This is a genomic window from Collinsella sp. D33t1_170424_A12 (assembly GCF_015554865.1).
Lineage (GTDB): Bacteria > Actinomycetota > Coriobacteriia > Coriobacteriales > Coriobacteriaceae > Collinsella.
This window is the reverse complement of record NZ_JADNJJ010000084.1, coordinates 14,886-33,528: the sequence shown is the minus strand read 5'-3', so window position 1 is coordinate 33,528 and position 18,643 is coordinate 14,886. Positions and strand designations below refer to the sequence as shown.

11 protein-coding genes and 1 pseudogene are annotated in these 18,643 nt (G+C 65.6%); 4 read left to right on the top strand and 8 right to left on the bottom strand.

The window, feature by feature from the left end; translation table 11 throughout:
• The 7 genes and pseudogenes from I2E26_RS03995 to tilS all read right to left on the bottom strand — a co-directional run.
• Positions 1 to 702, bottom strand: a pseudogene (locus I2E26_RS03995) (hypothetical protein); the annotation flags it as partial.
• Between the two features lie 342 nt (positions 703 to 1,044).
• Positions 1,045 to 1,641 (bottom strand): FmdE family protein, encoded by a 597-nt coding sequence (locus I2E26_RS03990; RefSeq protein ID WP_195419692.1) that lies wholly within the window; start codon positions 1,639 to 1,641, stop codon positions 1,045 to 1,047.
• A gap of 107 nt (positions 1,642 to 1,748) precedes the next feature.
• A complete protein-coding gene (locus I2E26_RS03985; RefSeq protein WP_195419691.1) occupies positions 1,749 to 2,576 on the bottom strand; it encodes a phosphatase in 828 nt (275 codons plus the stop codon).
• A gap of 74 nt (positions 2,577 to 2,650) precedes the next feature.
• Entirely contained in the window at positions 2,651 to 3,481 is an 831-nt protein-coding gene (locus I2E26_RS03980; protein ID WP_147587783.1) for a hypothetical protein, read from the bottom strand.
• 418 nt (positions 3,482 to 3,899) lie between these two features.
• Positions 3,900 to 5,993: an ATP-dependent zinc metalloprotease FtsH gene (gene ftsH, locus I2E26_RS03975; RefSeq protein WP_229056398.1), complete on the bottom strand. Its 2,094-nt coding sequence runs from the start codon at positions 5,991 to 5,993 to the stop codon at positions 3,900 to 3,902.
• Between the two features lie 166 nt (positions 5,994 to 6,159).
• On the bottom strand, positions 6,160 to 6,708 hold the full coding sequence (gene hpt / locus I2E26_RS03970; RefSeq protein ID WP_147587782.1) for a hypoxanthine phosphoribosyltransferase: 549 nt from the start codon (positions 6,706 to 6,708) through the stop codon (positions 6,160 to 6,162).
• Between the two features lie 132 nt (positions 6,709 to 6,840).
• Positions 6,841 to 8,403 carry a tRNA lysidine(34) synthetase TilS gene (tilS, locus tag I2E26_RS03965; protein ID WP_195419690.1) on the bottom strand — a complete coding sequence of 521 codons (1,563 nt, stop codon included), beginning with the start codon at positions 8,401 to 8,403 and terminating at the stop codon, positions 6,841 to 6,843.
• Positions 8,404 to 8,449: 46 nt separating this feature from the next.
• On the opposite strand from tilS, the gene I2E26_RS03960 reads away from it, so the two are divergent.
• A complete protein-coding gene (locus tag I2E26_RS03960; RefSeq protein WP_229056395.1) occupies positions 8,450 to 9,319 on the top strand; it encodes an MBL fold metallo-hydrolase in 870 nt (289 codons plus the stop codon).
• Between the two features lie 410 nt (positions 9,320 to 9,729).
• On the opposite strand, the gene I2E26_RS03955 is transcribed toward I2E26_RS03960, so the two are convergent.
• Complete coding sequence (locus tag I2E26_RS03955) at positions 9,730 to 10,164, bottom strand: Hsp20 family protein (protein WP_147587780.1); 435 nt, start codon at positions 10,162 to 10,164, stop codon at positions 9,730 to 9,732.
• Between the two features lie 304 nt (positions 10,165 to 10,468).
• Here I2E26_RS03955 and I2E26_RS03950 point away from each other — a divergent pair, with 304 nt between their 5' ends.
• The 3 genes from I2E26_RS03950 to I2E26_RS03940 all read left to right on the top strand — a co-directional run bounded on the left by I2E26_RS03950 (position 10,469) and on the right by I2E26_RS03940 (position 18,386).
• Positions 10,469 to 10,834 carry a hypothetical protein gene (locus tag I2E26_RS03950; protein ID WP_147587779.1) on the top strand — a complete coding sequence of 122 codons (366 nt, stop codon included), beginning with the start codon at positions 10,469 to 10,471 and terminating at the stop codon, positions 10,832 to 10,834.
• Between the two features lie 166 nt (positions 10,835 to 11,000).
• Positions 11,001 to 12,236 carry a cysteine desulfurase family protein gene (locus I2E26_RS03945; RefSeq protein WP_195419689.1) on the top strand — a complete coding sequence of 412 codons (1,236 nt, stop codon included), beginning with the start codon at positions 11,001 to 11,003 and terminating at the stop codon, positions 12,234 to 12,236.
• Between the two features lie 324 nt (positions 12,237 to 12,560).
• Positions 12,561 to 18,386: an alpha-N-acetylglucosaminidase TIM-barrel domain-containing protein gene (locus I2E26_RS03940; RefSeq protein ID WP_229056394.1), complete on the top strand. Its 5,826-nt coding sequence runs from the start codon at positions 12,561 to 12,563 to the stop codon at positions 18,384 to 18,386.
• Positions 18,387 to 18,643: the final 257 nt, after the last annotated feature.

Genomic DNA, 18,643 nt, shown 5'->3' with positions numbered 1-18,643 from the left:
GTCGTGCGAGCGCTCATCTGCCAGCGCCTCGGCAGCCGCAGCGGCCTCGCCCGCACCCAGGTTGAAGTTGCTGAGCCATTCCGATCCGTAGCTTCCACGCACCGAGACCGCTATGAGCTCGCGCGGGGTGCCGTCCGGCGCCGGCATCAGCTCCTTGCGAGCCAGCCCGTATGCCACGCCGTCCGACTGCTGCGTCATCACGTCGAGCACCTCGTCCACAACCTCGCTGCGAAAACGATACGACCCCGTCTCGACCATATCGAACCCCAGCTGGTGAAGGACGTTCTCCATGTAGGGAGGGGTCTTCGAACCGCTTTGGTAGAAACCCGACTCCGCGTACGCCAGCGCGGCGAGCACCGAGCTCGCGCGAGCAAGATCGTGGTTGTACACCCGAGGGTCGCCGTCAAACCATGCATCGTCCCACAGCATATGCGAAGAGACCTCGCCGTTGCCCGCCACCCCGTAGCAGCTATACGTCACATCCGTTTCGAAGCGGCCGACGCGCGGCAGCTCGCCGGCATACGCCGTATCCGGAATCGCAGGGGAATCGACCGCTCCGGCACCGCGCAGCTCCTGACCATGTCGAATACCGAGCACGGCCGACCCAGATGCCGCCGCCGTGCCCAGCAAGACCAGCACCACCGCGATCGCGCGCCGGATGCCCGTCCATGTTAGTCGCTTCAAACCGCGAACGTCGATCACGCGCGGCCTCCTCTCCTGCCTTGTGTGCACCCGAGGATAACGGGCGCTCGTGAAGCCGCTATGATGACCTGCTTACATTTTTATAAGAAACCTCGCGGGCGCCATTCGGGCGAGCTACCCGCCGCCCCGAGCCACGCGCCGGTATCGCCGCCGCAGCCGCCGGCCGCGCTCCGCCAGCTTTCGCGCGAAGGCCGCCGATCCGCAGCTCGCGCGCACGCAAAGACGGCGTGACCGGGATCCCCACCCCAGCCACGCCGCCTTTTCCATTATGGGCGCAGCGAGCCGCTGCATTTCGCGCACGCCCTCCGGGCTAAGCCGTCGGCCGGCGCCCAAAACAACCGGCTAGGCGCCGGCGACAATCTGCTCGGGCGTCAGCTCGGCGCCCTCGACGTAGTAGACGCGCTCGCCCGCGCACCGCTTGCAATACACATGCCCGTCGCGCTCGACGCCGCGACCGTCGTGCACGCGCTCGCCGCACGCCTCGCAGACCTGCGTCACACGCGGCTTGCCGGGCAGGTCGCACTCGTCCATATCGGGCAGCTCGACCTCGTGCACATGGAACAGCTCGGTATCGGAATACTGGTTGAAGAACGCGACGACGTCCTCGCCCTTGGGGCAACGCGGCACATCCTGGCGCTGCGAGATGCGAATCGCCTTGCCGCTGGCGATATCGTAGAAGCTTGCCGACATGATGCCGTAGTCGTACCACTTGAGGCGGCGCTTGCCCAGATGGCAATGGCTCACCGAGATCACGGCGTCTGCCAGGCAGCGGTCGCATTCCACGAAGGCGATCAAGTCGCGATAGGTATCGGGGTCCTCGATATGGAAGTACTCGAGCGCCAGGCGAGCCATGCGGGTGCCGATCATCTGACCGCCGCACAGATGACCGTGGAAGGCGATGGCGCGATCGAGGTCCTCCTGCAAGGTGCGTTTCAACATCGGGCAGCTCCTTTCGCTGGGTGCTTTTGCATGCGAACGATGCTACGCGAGGCCGCGCGCAGGCGCAAGGTCGTCTGTTAGCCTTGCAGCCACCTGGAGGTCCCGCGCTACGCGTTCGGTGCCAGCTCCGTCAGGTCGCATACGCCGGCCGCCGCCAGCTCGCCCAAGAACGCGGCAGCGCTGCGGTTCATCACCAGTTCCTCGGGGAAGTCGATCGACGCGAGCATCTCGGCTGCCGCCGGCATGTGACCGATGTCGCACGCGATGTGCGCGTCGGTCGACACGGTGATGCCCACCCCCAGCTCGGCGCACCGGCATGCGATATCGCGGCACCTCCGATAAGTGCCGCTCGTCGCCCCGCGCTGCAAGCTGTGCTCGTTGATCTCGATGAGCTTATGGGCGTCGCGCGCGGCGGCAAGCACCGTATCCAGATCGAACGGCACGCCCGAGCGCCCCACATGGCCCAGGATGAACACCTTGGGCTGCGCCAGCACGTTCAGATGCATCTGCGTTGTCTCGTCCATCGTGGCCCCGTCCGCGAACGCGTTGTTATGCACACTCGCCACCACGTAATCGAGCGGCTCGGTCAGCCGTTCGAACAGGCTTTTCTCCTCCTTGTACAGACGTCCGACAATGCTGGCGTCGACCGGGATGTCCTGACCGAACAACCGCCCATCCAAGCCCAGGATATCCACCTCGGCACCGCGCAGCAGCACGACCCCGTCATGCTCGCGCGGCCACACGTCCATGTTGAGGAAGAACTGGTAGTTGCGAATGTCCGATGTGGGGAACAGCATCCCGCTCAGATGGTCGGCCGACCCCAGCAGCTCCAGGCCGGCAGCACGCGCTGCCTGCAGGTTCTCCATAATTGTCGAATACGCGTGGCGCGAATACAGCGTATGCGTATGCGCGTCGCAACGAAACTCATACGTCATCTGGTTGCAGCCCCTTTCTTGGCATACCGGGCGGCGGGGATACACCGCAGCCGCGTGGTCGGCCGGCGCCGACCCTAGCGGCCGGCTTTCTCGTGAGCGCGGGCGCGACGGACCCGCGGAATGAAGCGCGCGGCAAACGAATTGTGGTCGCGCGTCTTCACGTACGCGAAGCCCAAGACCGCAAACACCAGCGCACCGATAAGGTTCACGATCAAATCAGCCATGGTGTCGTGGATGCCGATATCCAGGTAGCCGCCGGGGATCGGGATGACCTCGCCCGACGCCAGGTTGATCTGGCTCGACACGATATCGCGCACGGGAATGGTGATGTTGGAGTTCGTGGGATCCAGCCACACCGTGTTGATGCCCTGGACCAAGGTGTCCTTCTGCATGTCCACGCCAATGAAGCAATCGGCGAAGTACTCGAAGATCTCCCAGCAGGCACCGATGCACATCGAGAACGCGATGGCCGAAATCGCCATGTACAACGGCGTGAGCTTGATCTTCGATGAATCGCTGCGGTTGAGAATGTCGAACAGCGCAAAGCCGATGCCCGCGCACAGGAAGCCCCAGGTGGTATGGAGGATGGTGTCCCAGAACGGAATGCGGATATAGAAGGCATCGATCTCGCCGAGTATCTCGGCAGCGAATATGAAGAGCAGGATGATGGACTCCAGCAGGTCGGGCAGCTCGATGTCGAGCGTGTGCTCGATAAGAGACGGCAACAACAGCAGGAGCAGGGTGAGCACGCACAGCATCATATGCTCGTAGTGGCCCAGGAACGCCGAGCGCACAAGCGTGACGAGCACCAATGCCCTCAGCAGGAAATACAACATGAACACCTTGGGCTCTTCGACCCGTTTGCGGTGCATAACCTCTTTGGCGCGCGAGATAAATCCGGCCACAGCGGTCCTCCTCGATGACGATTGACAACAACGCGCGCCCCGCGGGTCCGACGAGCCCGTCGACGCGTAGCAACAAGCCAGCGTCAGCGCAACGTCATCCCACTATACCCGCCCCGCCGCGGTTGGACGAAGAGCCTTGCTGAAATGCGCACAAGTTAACGCCGCGAGCGCAAGCCCGTTCGTCGGGAATCCGCGGTGCCGCACCCTACCCGCCAGGAATCCGCGGCCCCCACGCCCTCGAACGAAAATCCTCCCGTCAAGCAACCGGAAACCGCTCTAAAAAAGAAAGATCCCGCTCGCAAAGAGCGGGATCCTCCGATGCAGCGTTGTTCCGATGCGGCGTTGTTCCAGCGCATCGTTGTTGAACGGTGCTGTTGGACCAACAGCGCCGTAAGGCTAGCAGCTCCGCAAACCCGGGCTACGCCTCGTCCCCGGCGTCGGCGGAAGCATCTCCGCTATCGGCCGCGGGCCCATCCTTGCGGGCGGCCTCGGCATCGCGCTCGGCCTCGGCGGCAACGGCGGCCTCGGCGTACGCCGCTGCGTCGGCGGCGATCTCCTCGTCGCTCTGCTTGGGCTTGCGCGCGGCGGCCGCGTTGCGCTCCTCCTTCGCAGCGCGGATATCGACCTCGCGCTCCAGATAGCTGTCCCACTCGTTGTCGAGCAGGGCCGTCACCGCATCGCCCTCGACGGTCTCGCGCTCGAGCAGCACCTGCGCCATCAGGTCGAGCTGATCGCGGCGGGCCTCCAGAATGCGAACCGCGCGCTCGTGCGCCTCGCGCATGATGCGCTGGACCTCGATGTCGATGCGACGCGCCGTCTCCTCGGAGTAATCCTGGTGATCGGCGTAATCGCGACCAAGGAACACCTGGTGCTGGGCCTCGCCGAACACCATCGTGCCCAGCTCGTCGCTCATACCCAGACGGGTAACCATCTCGCGCGCCATCTTGGTAGCGCGCTCGAGGTCGTTGCTCGCGCCCGACGTGATGTCGTCGCACATGAGCTCCTCGGCGACGCGACCTCCCAGGAACACGGCGAGCTCGTCGAGCATCTCGTTGCGCGTCTTGAGGAAATGATCCTCGGCGGGAAGCTGCAGCGTGTAGCCGAGCGCCTGACCGCGGCTGATGATCGAGATCTTGTGCACCGGGTCGGCGTTGTCCAACACATGGCCCACCAACGCATGGCCGCTCTCGTGGTATGCGATGGTCGTGCGCTCGTGCTCGCTCATGACGCGGCCCTTGCGCTCGGGTCCGGCGATCACGCGCTCCATCGACTCCTCGATCTCGTCCATCGAGATGAGGCTGCGGTTGCGACGCGCCGCCAGCAACGCGGACTCGTTGAGCAGGTTGGCCAGGTCGGCGCCGGTGAAGCCCACGGTGAGCTGGGCGAGCTTGTCGAACTTCACGTCCTCGTCCAACGGCTTGTTGACGGCATGGACGCGCAGGATCTGCTCGCGGCCCTTCACGTCGGGGCGGTCCACCGTGACCTGGCGGTCGAAGCGACCCGGGCGCAGCAGCGCGGGGTCGAGGACGTCGGGGCGGTTGGTGGCCGCGATCAAGATGACGTTCTCGGAGTCCTCGAAGCCATCCATCTCGACCAGCAGCTGGTTGAGCGTCTGCTCACGCTCGTCGTGGCCGCCGCCCAGGCCGGCGCCGCGCTGACGGCCCACGGCGTCGATCTCGTCGATGAAGATGATCGACGGCGACTGCTCTTTAGCGTTCTTGAACAGGTCGCGAACGCGGCTCGCGCCCACGCCCACGAACATCTCGACGAAATCGGAGCCGGAGATGCTGAAGAACGGCACGCCCGCCTCGCCGGCAACCGCCTTGGCAAGCAGCGTCTTACCGGTGCCCGGAGGGCCTACCAGCAGCACGCCGCGCGGGATCTTGGCACCGAGCTTGCGGAAGCGCTCGGGTTCGGACAAGAAGTCGCGAATCTCCTCGAGCTCCTCCACGGCCTCGTCGATACCGGCCACGTCCTTGAACTTCACGTTGGGACGCGTGGCCGCGGTGGTCTTGGCGTCGGTCTTGCCAAACTGCATGGCCTTGTTGTTGGCCCCCATCATCTGGCGCATGAAGTAGAACATGAGTCCCACCAGCACCACCGTGGGCAGCAGGCCCATCAGGAGGTCGGCCAGGAAATCGGGGTCCTTGGTGTCGACCTCGTACTTCGTCTCGGGATGCTTGGCCATGAGCTCGGACAGCGAGTCGTTGCCCACATAGGTCGAGGTGAAGGCGGTCGCCTTCTTCTCGTCGCCTACATCCTTCTTCTTTTCCCAGAACGAACCGGCCAGCTTGCCGTCCATCACCGTGTAGGTCGCGCTCTCCACGCGGCCGTCCTCCACAGCCGAAACGAACTCGCTGGTAGGAAGCTCGACAGAGCTCTTCACGCCACGCGCGTTGCTGCCCAGGCTGAAGAACACGTAGGCAAGCAGCGCGCAGGCAACCAGAAAGTAAAGCCAGTTGGCACGCGACGGGCCCGTACCGCGGCGTCCCGGGCCGCCGAAGCCGCCCATGCCAGGACCTCCCTGGCCGCCATCGGGGTTGGGGCCCATCATCTTGCGATCGGCCGGACCAGGTGCACCCTGCTCGGGCTTCTGGCGCTCCGCCTGCTCGTCCTGTTCGCCGTCCTGCGCGCGCAGCACGACGCCCTCATTCGCTCGATTGAACGATTCCGACATATTACGAATAAACCTCCGGCTTGAGCACGCCCACGTACGGAAGGTTGCGATAGCGCTCGGCATAGTCGAGGCCGTAACCCACCACGAACGCGTCGGGGCAGTGCGTTCCAACATACTTCGGCTCGACGGCCGTGGTGCGGCCCTCGACGTCCTTCCACAGGAAGGCGGCCACCTCGAGCGAGGCGGGCTGGCGGCTGGCCAGGTTCTTCATGAGGTACTTGAGCGTGAGGCCCGAATCCAGGATGTCCTCGACGATCAGCACGTCGCGACCCTTGATATCGATATCGAGGTCCTTCACGATGCGGACCACGCCCGAGGACTTCACGCCGTCGCCGTAGCTCGACACGGCCATGAAATCGATGGCGAGCGGCGCCTCGATGGCGCGCATGAGGTCGCCCATGAAGACGACGGCACCGCGGAGCACGGCGATCAGCACCAGGTCCTTGCCCTCGTAGTCACGCTTGATCTCCTCGCCCATGCGCTTGACCATAGCGGCGATGTCCTCGCGGGAGAACAGTACTTCCTCAACGTCCGGATGCAGTGCTTCCATGGCAACCCTTTCTGTGTGATTCAACTGCTGCCTTACGCTCGCTGCCGTCCAGCAGCGGGGCAGCAGCTACAACCGTAGCGTAATTGTCCAATTCTACCAGGCTCGATGAAACAATGGCCCAAAACGCCACGCTTACGCGATAACCCGACGCATCTCCAGCTGGAGCACATAGCGCGTGGCGGGCGTGCACTTGAATCGCTCGTCCACGCGCACCCCGGCAACCCACACGATGGCGCCCTGCGGCGTGGTGCGCAACACCGGGACGAGCGGACGCTCCGCAACCGGAATCCTAGCGGCGCCCAGGATATCCGAGAGCTTCTTCGTACGCCCGCTCATGCCCAACGGACACATGATGTCGCCCGCCGCCGGGGCATCCACCCACAGGCGCGGCCGATGCGCCACGGGCACGGCGCTGCGGCAGGAGCCGCACAGGCCCTCCAGGTCGCGCTCGGCGTAGCCGAGCGACTCGGCGTCGACCCACACCGAGGCCGCCCCACCAAGCGCGTCGACTTCGTCCGTCGAGGCCTCGCGCGCCAGCGCCACGGGGTCGTCACCCGCCGCGATACGGCGGACACGCGCCGAAAGCAGGCAGCCGTTGGCAACGGCGAAGGGTTCGTCCAGCTCGATCCAACCGGCCGCCAACTCCTCGCAGGCGGCACGCGTGCGCAGCGAGAGCGTGCCGAACTCCATGCGCGCATCAATCCCGCAGGGTAACGTCGTCGAGCCCGAGCCCGCTCCCACCAGGGCGAGCACGGCTTCGACGTGGCGCATCTCCAGGCGGGCGTCGGCATCGAGCATGCCCACCGCGCGCCGCACCATGCGGCGAGCCACCGCCACCTCCGAGGCCGCCAGCTTGTTACCATCCAGCACCAGCAGCCCCTCCTGTGCCCGGATCGTGCATGCGCGCAGCGCCGTAGCCGCAAGCTGAGACATGAACGCATCCTCGTCGCCCAGGATGTCGCAGGACGCGCACACCGCGCGCTCGAGGTTGGCGTTGCACGCCTCGGCCAGCGGCACGATGTTGTGACGGATGAAGTTACGCAGATAGGTGGTGTCCTGATTGGACTCGTCTTCGCGCCATGCCTGGTCGTTCACCCGCAGGTAGTGCACGAGGTCCTCGTGCGTCCTGTCGATGAGCGGGCGCACGATGATATTGCGGCGGCGCGGGATGCTCGACAGGCCCGCGGGCCCCGAGCCCTTGATGGCGTTCATGAAGAACGTCTCCGTGCGGTCGCTCGAGGTGTGCGCGGTAAGGATGCGTGCCGCCGAGCGCGCGGTGCCCATCTCGCGCGACAGGTCGTTCACCAACCGGCGCGCGGCGGCGTAGCGCACCTCGCGCGCGGCAGCTTCCAGATTCTGGCCGTCGAGCTCGGTGAACGACGCATGCTCCACACACAGCGGCAACCCGTAGCGCTCGCACAGGTCGCGGACGAACGCCTCGTCCGCATCGGACGCCGCGCCGCGTAGATGATGGTTGACATGCAGCACGTGCAGCCGCTCGCGAGCGATCGTCGCGACGCCGCGGCCGTCGGCGATATCCAGCTTCGACGTGCAGGCCATCAGCACCAGCGCCGTGGAGTCCGCGCCGCCTGATACCATGAGCACCACAGGAGCGCTGCGCTCGCCGCCATTCGGGCGCGAGGGCTTGCGGGATGTTCCATTGTGTTGTGCGCAATACTGGGCAACCGTGGGCATACGACCTCCTTGTTATCACGTTGTCATTGTATCCATAAGGAGCCGCATGCACGCCACCCCGCCCACATTACCCGCAGTCGTCCGCACCGGCGCCGCACCCATGCACGGCCGCCTGCGCCTGCACGTGCTAGCCAGCGGATCAAAGGGAAACTGCGCTATCGTCGAGAGCGGCCAGGGCCTCGTTATGATCGACAACGGCCTGTCGCGCAAGGAGACGCGCGCCCGCATGCGGGAGCTGGGGCTCGACGAGCAGCTCGTACGGGGCGTCGTCGTCACGCATGAGCACGGCGACCACACGAAGGGCCTGGGCGTATGGCTCCGAGCCTTCCCGGCACCGCTCTATGCAAGCCGCGGCACGCTCGCCGCGCGAGCGGCCACGCGCGACCTTGCCGCCAACGAGTTCGATCCCGGCGACCAGCTCGAGCTCGCCGGCATGCGCATCACCGCGTTTTCTACCTCGCACGATGTGGAAAATCCCGTGGGCCTGCTCATCGAGGGTCAAAACGACGCCATCGGCTTCATGACGGACACCGGCGTCATGCCCGCCGAGGCGGGGCGCTTGCTGCGCGGCGCGCGCATCCTCGCCCTCGAATCCAACCACGATCCCGCGTTGCTGCGCCACGGCCCCTATCCGCTCTCCTTGCAAGATCGCATCGCCTCCGCGCAGGGTCATCTCTCGAACGAGCAGTCGGCCGAGGCCGCGCGGCAGCTCGTAACCGGCGCGACCGAGCAACTCGTCGCCATGCACATCTCGCAGGAAAACAACCGCCCGAGCCTCGCCGTGCGCGCGCTGGCTGCAGGCCTGGATGCCGAGCTGATCGACCAGCTCGGAACCGCCGCCGTCCGGACGCGAGCCGACGGCTCGACCCTCTCCATCCGCCCCGCGGGCCAAAATCGCCCCCTCACCGTAGCGTGAAGCACGGCCGCCCCCGCGGTCCCGCGCCCAATCGGCCGTGTGCACGCGCCTTCGCGCCCGCACGTATGGTTTCTGCCCCGTACGGCGTTTGTGCGTATGGCTTCCACCGCGAACGGTGTTTGTACGTATGGTTTCCGTACCATTCGTGCTCACACGTATGGTTTTTGCCACATGCGGCGTTTGTGCGTATGGATTTGTGGCGCCATTGGCCCGTTAAGCGCCGCAAACCCATACGCACAAAATGTCCCCTCTCGCGCGTTCGCCCGCATCCACGCATTCTCATCCCGACGTCGTAAAGAGCGTTTCCCGCCATGGAAAAGCCTCCCATTTCTCGTGTCCAAGAAATGAGAGGCAGTCCATCAGCGCCGGAGCCCTCGTGCTCTATGACCGGGAGCGTCTGGTTGTGCAGATTAGTCGATCGCAACCTTGGTGACGTTCTTCTTCTCCACGAACTTGGGAACGGAAACCGTCAGCACACCGTCGGCATAGCGGGCGGTGAGGCCCTCGCACGCCGCATCCTTCAGGTAGACGCCGCGCGTTGCCGAGTAGGACACGAACTCCTTCTGCAGATAATTCTTATCCTTGTTCTCCTCGGACTCCTCCACGTTCACGGAGATGGAGAGACGACCCTCGTTGAGCTCGACATCGATGTCGTCCTTGCTCACGCCGGTCAGATATGCCTTCACCTCGTAGGCATCGCCCTGATCCTCGACGTCGATAGGGAACGCCTTGGACGCCATGGCGTTGTTGGAGAAATCCATCATGTCGTCGAACGCGTCAAACAGCGAGGCGGGAACAACGGGGCGAACGCCGAAAACAGAACGATACGGAACCATGCTAGCCATATGAATCACTCCTCTATGATTGCCGGGCCTTGCATGGGGCCCGGTCTTCTTTGGACAGGGTTCTTATTCCCCGCGCCCACGCCGATAAACAGAATCCCTCATATTTTCTAAGCGTCATATATTCATCAAATCTAAGTGCAACTAACTAAGATATTAGCAATCTGTTGGATTCTGGCAGGTCGAGGCATTCACATCCAGCTGTGATACGGATATGGAGACGCCTCGGGTTTTACACGAAAGAAAAACGCGTCACGGACGGCGCACGTACAATGGTTGCAATCTCGCCTGTTAGATAAGGGGCATCATGACAGCATTCGACGAACCGTCGCCGTCCACGCGCGACGCCAGCGAACAGCCGCACGGGCGGCGTCATATGGGAACGGCCACGTCCGATCCCTCGTACCTGCCCCTCACCCCGCAAGAGCAGGCCCGCGAGCGCGCCTTGGCACGCGAGCGCCAGCAGCAAGAACGAGCCCAGCACCCGCAGGCGACGGGAGGCCGCTACAAGGGCCTTCAGCATTCCGAGCGCTACCTGCAAACACCTAAGCCGGGCCACACCATCTTCACCTCGAAGTACGAGCGCCGTCGCCGGCGCACCAAGACCATAGCGGTCGTCGCGGTCATCGCCCTCATCCTGGCCGCCGCGGCCTGGTTCCTGTTCCTGCGCTAACCCGCTTCCAGACCGATACGCGCGACGCCCGGGCTGCTGGCCGCTCGCGTCGCGCCGACACGCCCCCGGTCCGCACGCGGGCAGCGGGCGCGAAGAGACCCGAGCCGCACCTCATCAACCCGCCGGCCGCGCGTCACGGCCCGCACGCCCATCCGGAGGATCCACCATGCCCGCTTCCGCAGAGCCGTACATCTACGCCGACAACGCCGCCACCACGCCGCTGTCGCCCGCCGCCCTGCAAGCCATGATGCCCCTCCTCACCAGCACCTTCGGCAACCCCAGCGGCATCCATCGCGTGGCGCGCGAAGCTGCCGATGCACTTGCCGACGCCCGTGCGCGCATCGCAACCTGCCTGGGCGCCGGAGCCCCTAACGACATCTTCTTCACCAGCGGCGGATCGGAATCCGACACCTGGGTGCTTCACGGCGCGGTCCAGCGCTTTCGCGACCAATTCGGCGCCGGCGCGCGGGTGCGCGTCGTCACAAGCGCCATCGAGCACCACGCCATTCTGCACGGCTGCGACGAGCACGAGCGCGTGGGCGTCGAGATCACGCACCTGCCCGTAGATACCGAGGGTTTCGTAGCCCCCGCCGACCTGCGGCGTGCACTCCGGGATGCCAGCGCCGCCGACCATGCCGCCGGTGTCGACGCGCCCCCCGCGGCGCTGGTCAGCATCATGCTGGCAAACAACGAGGTGGGCGCCGTGCAGGACATCGCGCAGCTCGCCGCCATCGCCCACGAATTCGACGTCCCGTTCCACACGGATGCCGTGCAGGCCGTGGGCCACATCCCGGTAGACGCACGGACCCTGGGCGTCGACGCGCTCTCGCTCTCCGGCCACAAGTTCCACGGACCGCGCGGCATAGGCGCGCTCTACCTGCGCCCCGGCTTCTCCATCCCGCCGCTCATCACCGGCGGCGCCCAGGAGCGCGGCCTGCGCGCGGGCACCGAGAACCTTGCGGGGGCCGCGGGCATGGCGACCGCGCTCGCAGAGGCCTGCGCGGACCTTGAGCCACGAGCCGCCCACGTGGCGGCCCTACGCGACGCCTTTATCCAAGGCATCCTAGACGCATGCGAAAACGTGCAGCTCACCGGGCCTGCGCCGAGCGAGCGCCGCCTGCCCTCCATCGCGTCCTTCGTCTGCCGCGACTGCGATAGCGAGTTGCTCGTCATGCTGCTCGACCGCGCGGGCGTAGCCGCAGCCGCGGGCTCGGCCTGCGCCACCGGCTCCACCGAGCCCTCGCACGTCATAACGGCCCTGGGCATAGCCGACCCCGCCTGGGCGCACGGGAGCGTGCGCTTCTCCCTGGCAGACGATGTGTCCGCGGCCGACGTGGACCTCTTGCTCGAACGCGTCCCCGCCTGCATCCGCCGCGCGCGCCTCATCAGCAGCATGCGCTAACGGCGCGCGCCCGCCCCGGGCGGCACTTGAGGCGCGTGCACCGGAACTTCTCGCAAGCGAGTGCTCCACCTGCGTGCGCCCGCGCCCGCGCGCACGCCGACGCCCTCATGCCCGCCCTCGCAACATGCGCCCCAACACGGCGGCCTTGCATGAGCAAACGGGTCCTCTCGTCCTTTTTTCTCCCCCATTTCCCAGTAGGTTGTACCGTAAAATAGTTCGTTATGTGCGATTCTGCCGAGTCGCACCTAGCTTGCAGCATCGCTGCAGGTACGGGCCATATTGGACACCCCGCCACGGGGCGGGGCATCGAACAAAGGACACTACATGACCCACCCCATCCACGTAGAACGCGTGTGGCGCAAGGCCGCCCGCCTCATCGCCCTCGCCGGCGCGGCTGGAGCCGTCACCTGCGGCGCGCTCGCGTACCCGTCGATCGCGTTCGCGGCGCCGCAGCAGCTCACGGGCCTCACCGTGAAGGCTGCCTCGGCCTCGGGCCACGAGGCCGCGCTCGCCGTCGACGGCCGCGCCGACACCTACTGGCAGTCGCCGGACAAGAACTCCATGCAGGACTACCGCCGCTTCATCGACGTGACCTTCGACGGCACGTACCGCATCAGCAGCATCTCCCTGCAGAACGTCCCGGGTTCGTACTACCACTACGAGGTCTACCTGAGCCAGGATGGCTCCACGTATAACAAGGTGGCCTACAAGGCGAACAACAACCCCGCCACCGCCAACGCCGATCAGCTCGACATCGAGCCCACCGAGGCGTGCGCCGCGCGCATCAGCGTGAGCTTCAACTCCGGCTCGCAGCAGGTCAACATCGCCGAGGTCTCGTTCCTGGGCGAGAAGGTCTCTAACGCCGTGGCCAAGAAGCCGGCCATCGAGGTCCAGGACTTCGCCGCCAGCACGTGGGGCAAGGAGTGGAACCGCTTCGAGACCGACAAGGCCTACGCCAACAAGAAAGTCGTCAACGAAGCCAGCAACCTGGTCGAGCGCGTGCTGGGTGCCGAGTGGCGCGACAAGTTCGTGTTCGAGCTGCGCGACCAGCTCGACGGCAAGGACGTCTTCGAGATCGCCGACGCCGGCGACGGCCGCATCAAGGTCCGCGGCAACGACGGCATCTCGCTGGCTTCCGGCCTCAATTACTACCTGCGCAACTTCTGCAAGGTTGACTACAACCCGCTCTTCGGCTCGCAGCTCGACATGCCCGCCACCCTCCCCTCGGTGGGCGAGGGCATCCTCAAGTTCACCGATTACGAGTACCGCTACGCGCTCAACTTCTGCACCTACTCCTACACCATGGCCTTCTGGAACTGGGACGAGTACGAGCCCTTCCTGGACTGGTGCGCCATGAACGGCGTGAACCTGGTGCTCGACATCGTGGGCCAGGAAGAGGTCCTGCGCCAGACGCTGCTGCAGTACAACTACACCAACGAGGAGGTCCAGGAGTACCTCTCGGGCCCCGCGTACTTCGCCTGGTTCTACATGCAGAACCTCTACTCCGTGGGCGGCCCGCTGCCCGAGTCGTGGTTTGCCGAGCGCGTCGAGCTGGCGCGCCAGATCCACGACCGCATGCAGACCTACGGCATCGATCCCGTCATCCAGGGCTTCGGCGGCCAGGTGCCTGCGGATTTCCAGCAGAAGAACCCCAAGTCCGTCGCCGCGTCCTCGGGCTCGTGGTCGGGCTTCGCGCGTCCGCATATGATCAAGACCTACCTCACCGACGAAGACCGCAACGCCGGCAAGGAAGACTACTTCCAGAAGGTGGGCACCACGTTCTACGAGGCGCAGGAGCGCATCTTCGGCAAGGTCTCGCACTTCTACGCCGTCGACCCGTTCCACGAGGGCGGCACCGTGCCGCAGGGCTTCAACATCGTGGACATCTACCGCACCGTGCAGCAGAAGATGCTCGACTACGACCCGCAGGCCGTGTGGGTCATGCAGCAGTGGCAGTGGGGCATCGACGATAACAAGCTCTCTGGCCTGGCCAAGAAGGAGCAGGCGCTCGTCCTGGACCTGCAGAGCGACCTGCGCTCGCAGGCGGGCCCCATGGAGAACCAGCACGTACCGTGGGTATGGAACATGCTGCATAACTTCGGCGGCCGCATGGGCATGGACGGCGTGCCCGAGGTGCTGGCCACCAAGATCCCGCAGGCATACAACTCCAACAAGTACATGCGCGGCATCGGCATCACTCCCGAGGCCATCGACAACTCCCCCATCGTCTACGAGCTGCTCTTCGACATGACCTGGGAGCAGGACCCCGTGGACTACCGCGCCTGGATGCGCAGCTACGTCGAGCGTCGCTACGGCGGCACCGACGCCAAGATCCAGGAAGCCTGGGACATCCTGCTCGACACCGCCTACAAGCACGTCGACGGCGAGTACTACCAGGGCGCCAGCGAGTCCATCATGAACGCGCGCCCGTCCGACAACAAGATCAACGCCGCCTCCACCTGGGGCCACAGCGACATCGACTACGACAAGAAGGAGTTCGAGCGCGCCGCGCAGCTCTTCATCGAGAGCTACGACACGTATAAGGACTCCGAGGCGTTCCGCTACGACTTCGTGGACGTGATGCGCCAGATGCTGGCCAACGCGTTCCAGGAGTACCAGCCGCTCGCCGGCGACGCCTACAAGCAGCGCAACGCCGAGCGCTTTGAGCTGCTGGCCAACCAGATGCTCAAGATGCTCGACGCGCAGGACCGCATGCTGTCCACGTCCAGCGATTTCATGCTGGGCACGTGGATCGAGAACGCGCGCACCCTGCTGACGGACGCCGACGACTGGACCGCCGACCTCTTCGAGCTCAACGCGCGCTCGCTGATCACCACCTGGGGCCTGGAGAAGAACGGCTCGCTGATCGACTACTCCAACCGCCAGTGGTCCGGCCTTACGGGCAGCTACTACAAGCCGCGCTGGGAGGCCTGGGCCAACGCCCGCAAGAAGGCCCTCAAGGACGGCGGTAGCGCGCAGGACCTCAACTGGTTCACCTTTGGCTGGGAATGGGCCAACCGCAAGAGCGACCAGGACAAGGACGGCTTCGCCACCAAGCCCGCAGCCGAGGACCCCAAGGCCCTGGCCCAGGAGATCATGAAGAGCTACTCCGTGACCGCGATGGACGGCATCGTGGGCGACGCGCAGGCCGAGGAGCTGCAGAACCTCGCGCGCGGCAAGGTCGTGACCGATGTCGCTACGCAGCAGAAGGTCGATAACCTCACCGACGGCAATACCGACTCCGGCTGGACCACGCCCGGCAAGCAGGAGGCCACGCTCGAGATCGATCTGGGCGGCACCTACGCCGTGAAGGGCGCGGGCATCACGCTGCAGCAGATCGCCGCGGACTTCCCCCTGCGCTACGAGATCACCGCGCTGGTGGGCGACGAGTGGGTGAAGGTCGGCGAGAGCACCGCGGACACGGTGAGCTCGAAGAACGAGATCACCTGCGACGTGCTGGCGAGCAAGATGCGCTTCAAGGTGAGCTCCACCGACGGCCAGAACCTCACCGGCATCTACGAGCTGAGCGTGATGGGCGCGGCCACGCCGAGCGTGAGCTACAAGAACCTGTCGCGCGGGGCGAAGGCGTCGGCCAAGAGCACCGAGGGCTCCCGCAAGCTCGAGTGGGGCATCGACGGCGACGAGAAGACCCTGTGGGTCGGTAACGGCAGCGAGCCCAACTGGTACCAGGTCGATCTGAGCCAGCCGCAGCGCGTGGACCGCGTGCGCCTGCTGTTCGAGGACGCAGGACGCCAGTTCAAGTTCAAGGTCACCGCGATCCTGCCGAACAACGAGGAGCGCGTGCTCGTCGACCAGTCCAACAATGCCGGCAGCCTCGAAAAGGCATACACCGCCGACCTGGGCTACGAGGTCAAGGCCGTGCGCGTGGACTTCGTGGGCTCCGTAGGCGGTACCGCCTGGCCCGCGCTGGCCGAGCTCGACCTGCTCCAGGAGGAGCGCCAGAGCATGACGGGCGCCAACATCGCCGCCACCGCCACCATCACCTCCTCCGAGACCAAGCCCGCGCCCGAGGATAAGACCGCGCTGGTGGACGGCAAGGATACCGCCTGGGTTTCCAACAACGGCGCCGTGCCCGCATGGTTCAACCTGGACCTGCCCGAAGAGCGCTACGTGGACTCCATCCGCCTGTGCTTCGAGAAGGGCCAGAAGGACCGCAGCATGCAGTTCGACCTGGTGGTGACCAACGCCGCCGGCGAGAAGACCACCGTGTACTCCCGCAGCGCCGAGGACCTCAAGAAGGAGCAGGGCATCGAGATCAACGTGCCCGTGGGCCGCGCCGTCAAATCCATCCGCATGGATATCAAGGACGCCCGTATCCCGTCGTCCGGCCAGAAGGCATGGCCGCTCGTCCGCGAGATCGAGGTGTACAGCACGCCCGATAACGCCGCGTCGCACGCGGCCGTGAGCGCCGCCCAGGGCTCCACGCTCGCACAGGACAAGCTCGACGCGCTGAAGGACGGCAACCCCGCCACGGGCGCCACGCTGTCCGCCAAGGCCGACAAGCAGCTCACCTTCACCTTCGAGAAGGCGCGCGACATCAACGCTATCGGCCTGCTGTTCCAGCCGCTGCAGCAGCCGCTGCGCTTCACCGTCGAGGGCCTCGTGCCCGGCCAGGACGGCGGCGAGGGCAGCTGGAAGCAGATCGCCGACTACTCCGCCAACAAGCGCGTTGCCGGCGAGATCCTCGCGCGTCTGCGCGAGGCCGTGCTGGTGAAGGCCGTGCGCACCAACATCCTCAACGAGGGCGATGTAACCCTCAACGAGGTCTACCTGTACCAGGCAGACGGCACCGCCGAGCTCTCGAGCTACATCTCCGGCCTGGAGAAGAAGCTTGGCAAGCTCACCTTCGGCGAGTTCGCCGGCAACTACCGCGCCGAGGCGCGCGACCTGCTTATGGGCAAGGTCAACGAGGCCAAGGCCGCTATCGAACAGGGCATGAACTCCACCGAGGCGGCTTCGTGGACGGCGCAGCTCAAGGCGGCCGAGCGCACGTTCTGGAACACCGCGTTCGTGACCATCGACCGCGTCCCGCTGTACCGCACCATCGACCGCGCCGAGGCCCTCAAGGCAGCGCTGGAGAAGAACGGCCACAGCGACCTGGCATCGTCGCTCGGTGAAGCCATCAAGGCTGCCAAGTCCGTGGCCGATCGCTACGGCGATGTGACGCAGGCGCAGCTCGACGAGGCAACCGCCGCCCTCAAGTCCGCGCTCGAAAGCGCAAGCAGCTCGCTTGACGCCCGCGACCGCCTGCAGGTAGCCATCGACGCCGCTGCCAAGCTGCTCGACGGCGCCACCGTTGGCGACTTCAACGGCCAGTACCCGCAGGCTGCCGCCGATGCCCTCACGGTGAGCATCGATGCCGCCAAGAAGGCCCTGACGGACCACGCCAACGACCCCGCCAAGCTGGGAGAGGCCGCCGCAGCGCTTGAGGCCGCGACCGAGACCTTCACCCAGAGCGTCGTCGTTATCGACACGACCGCCTGGGAGGCCGGCGTGGCCCGCGCACAGGCGCTCGACGAGAGCGGCTACGACAAGGATGCATGGAAGCAGTTCGCCGCCGTGCGCGACGCCGTGGCGAAGGTCGATGTGAACAAGATCAGCCAGGCCGACCTCGACAAGAAGGTAGCCGAACTCGACGCCGCTATCGAGAAGCTCGAGCAGGACGTGCTCGACCGCACCGCGCTGGCCGAAGTGATCGCCCGCGCCCAGGCGCTTGCGCCCGAAGGCTACACGGCCGAGAGCTGGAAGCAGCTGGAGCAGGCCCTGGCGAATGCCGAGAAGGCTCACACCGCCACATCCATCACGCAGGCCGAACTCGACGATGCCGCCAAGGCGCTTGCCGACGCAATCGACGGCCTGAAGAAGGAGCCCACCGGCCAGCCCGATCCCGAGCAGCCGCAGCCCGAACAGCCTGACACGCCCGAGCAGGGCGGCAGCGGCTCCGGCAACGGTAACGGGTCCGGCGCAGGCAGCAACGGCCCCACCAGCGGAGCCGGCACCGGTAGCAACGGCTCAGGCAGCAACGGCAACCTCGCCCAGACCGGCGATGCCGCCGCGATTGCAAGTCTGCTCGGCGCCGGCGGTTTCACCGCCGCCCTCGCCGGCCTGTTCCGCCGCCGCAAGCAGTAGCGCATCGAACTGACGCGCCCCGATACCAAGACGCTGCGGCGCATGCAACCGCTGCCGCAGCGTCTTTCAGAAGCGCCCCGTATCACGGGGCGCTTCTCATATCCATGCACACCGACAATCGCATATTGCACCAAGCCAGACCGTCCTTGATCGCCACAACCGACCTGCTTTGAACCTTTTCGGTGCTTCTATTGCATACTTTGGGGGCATGTGTGCATAGCATTTTTACGCCTCCTCGACCACGACGGCGTTGGCGG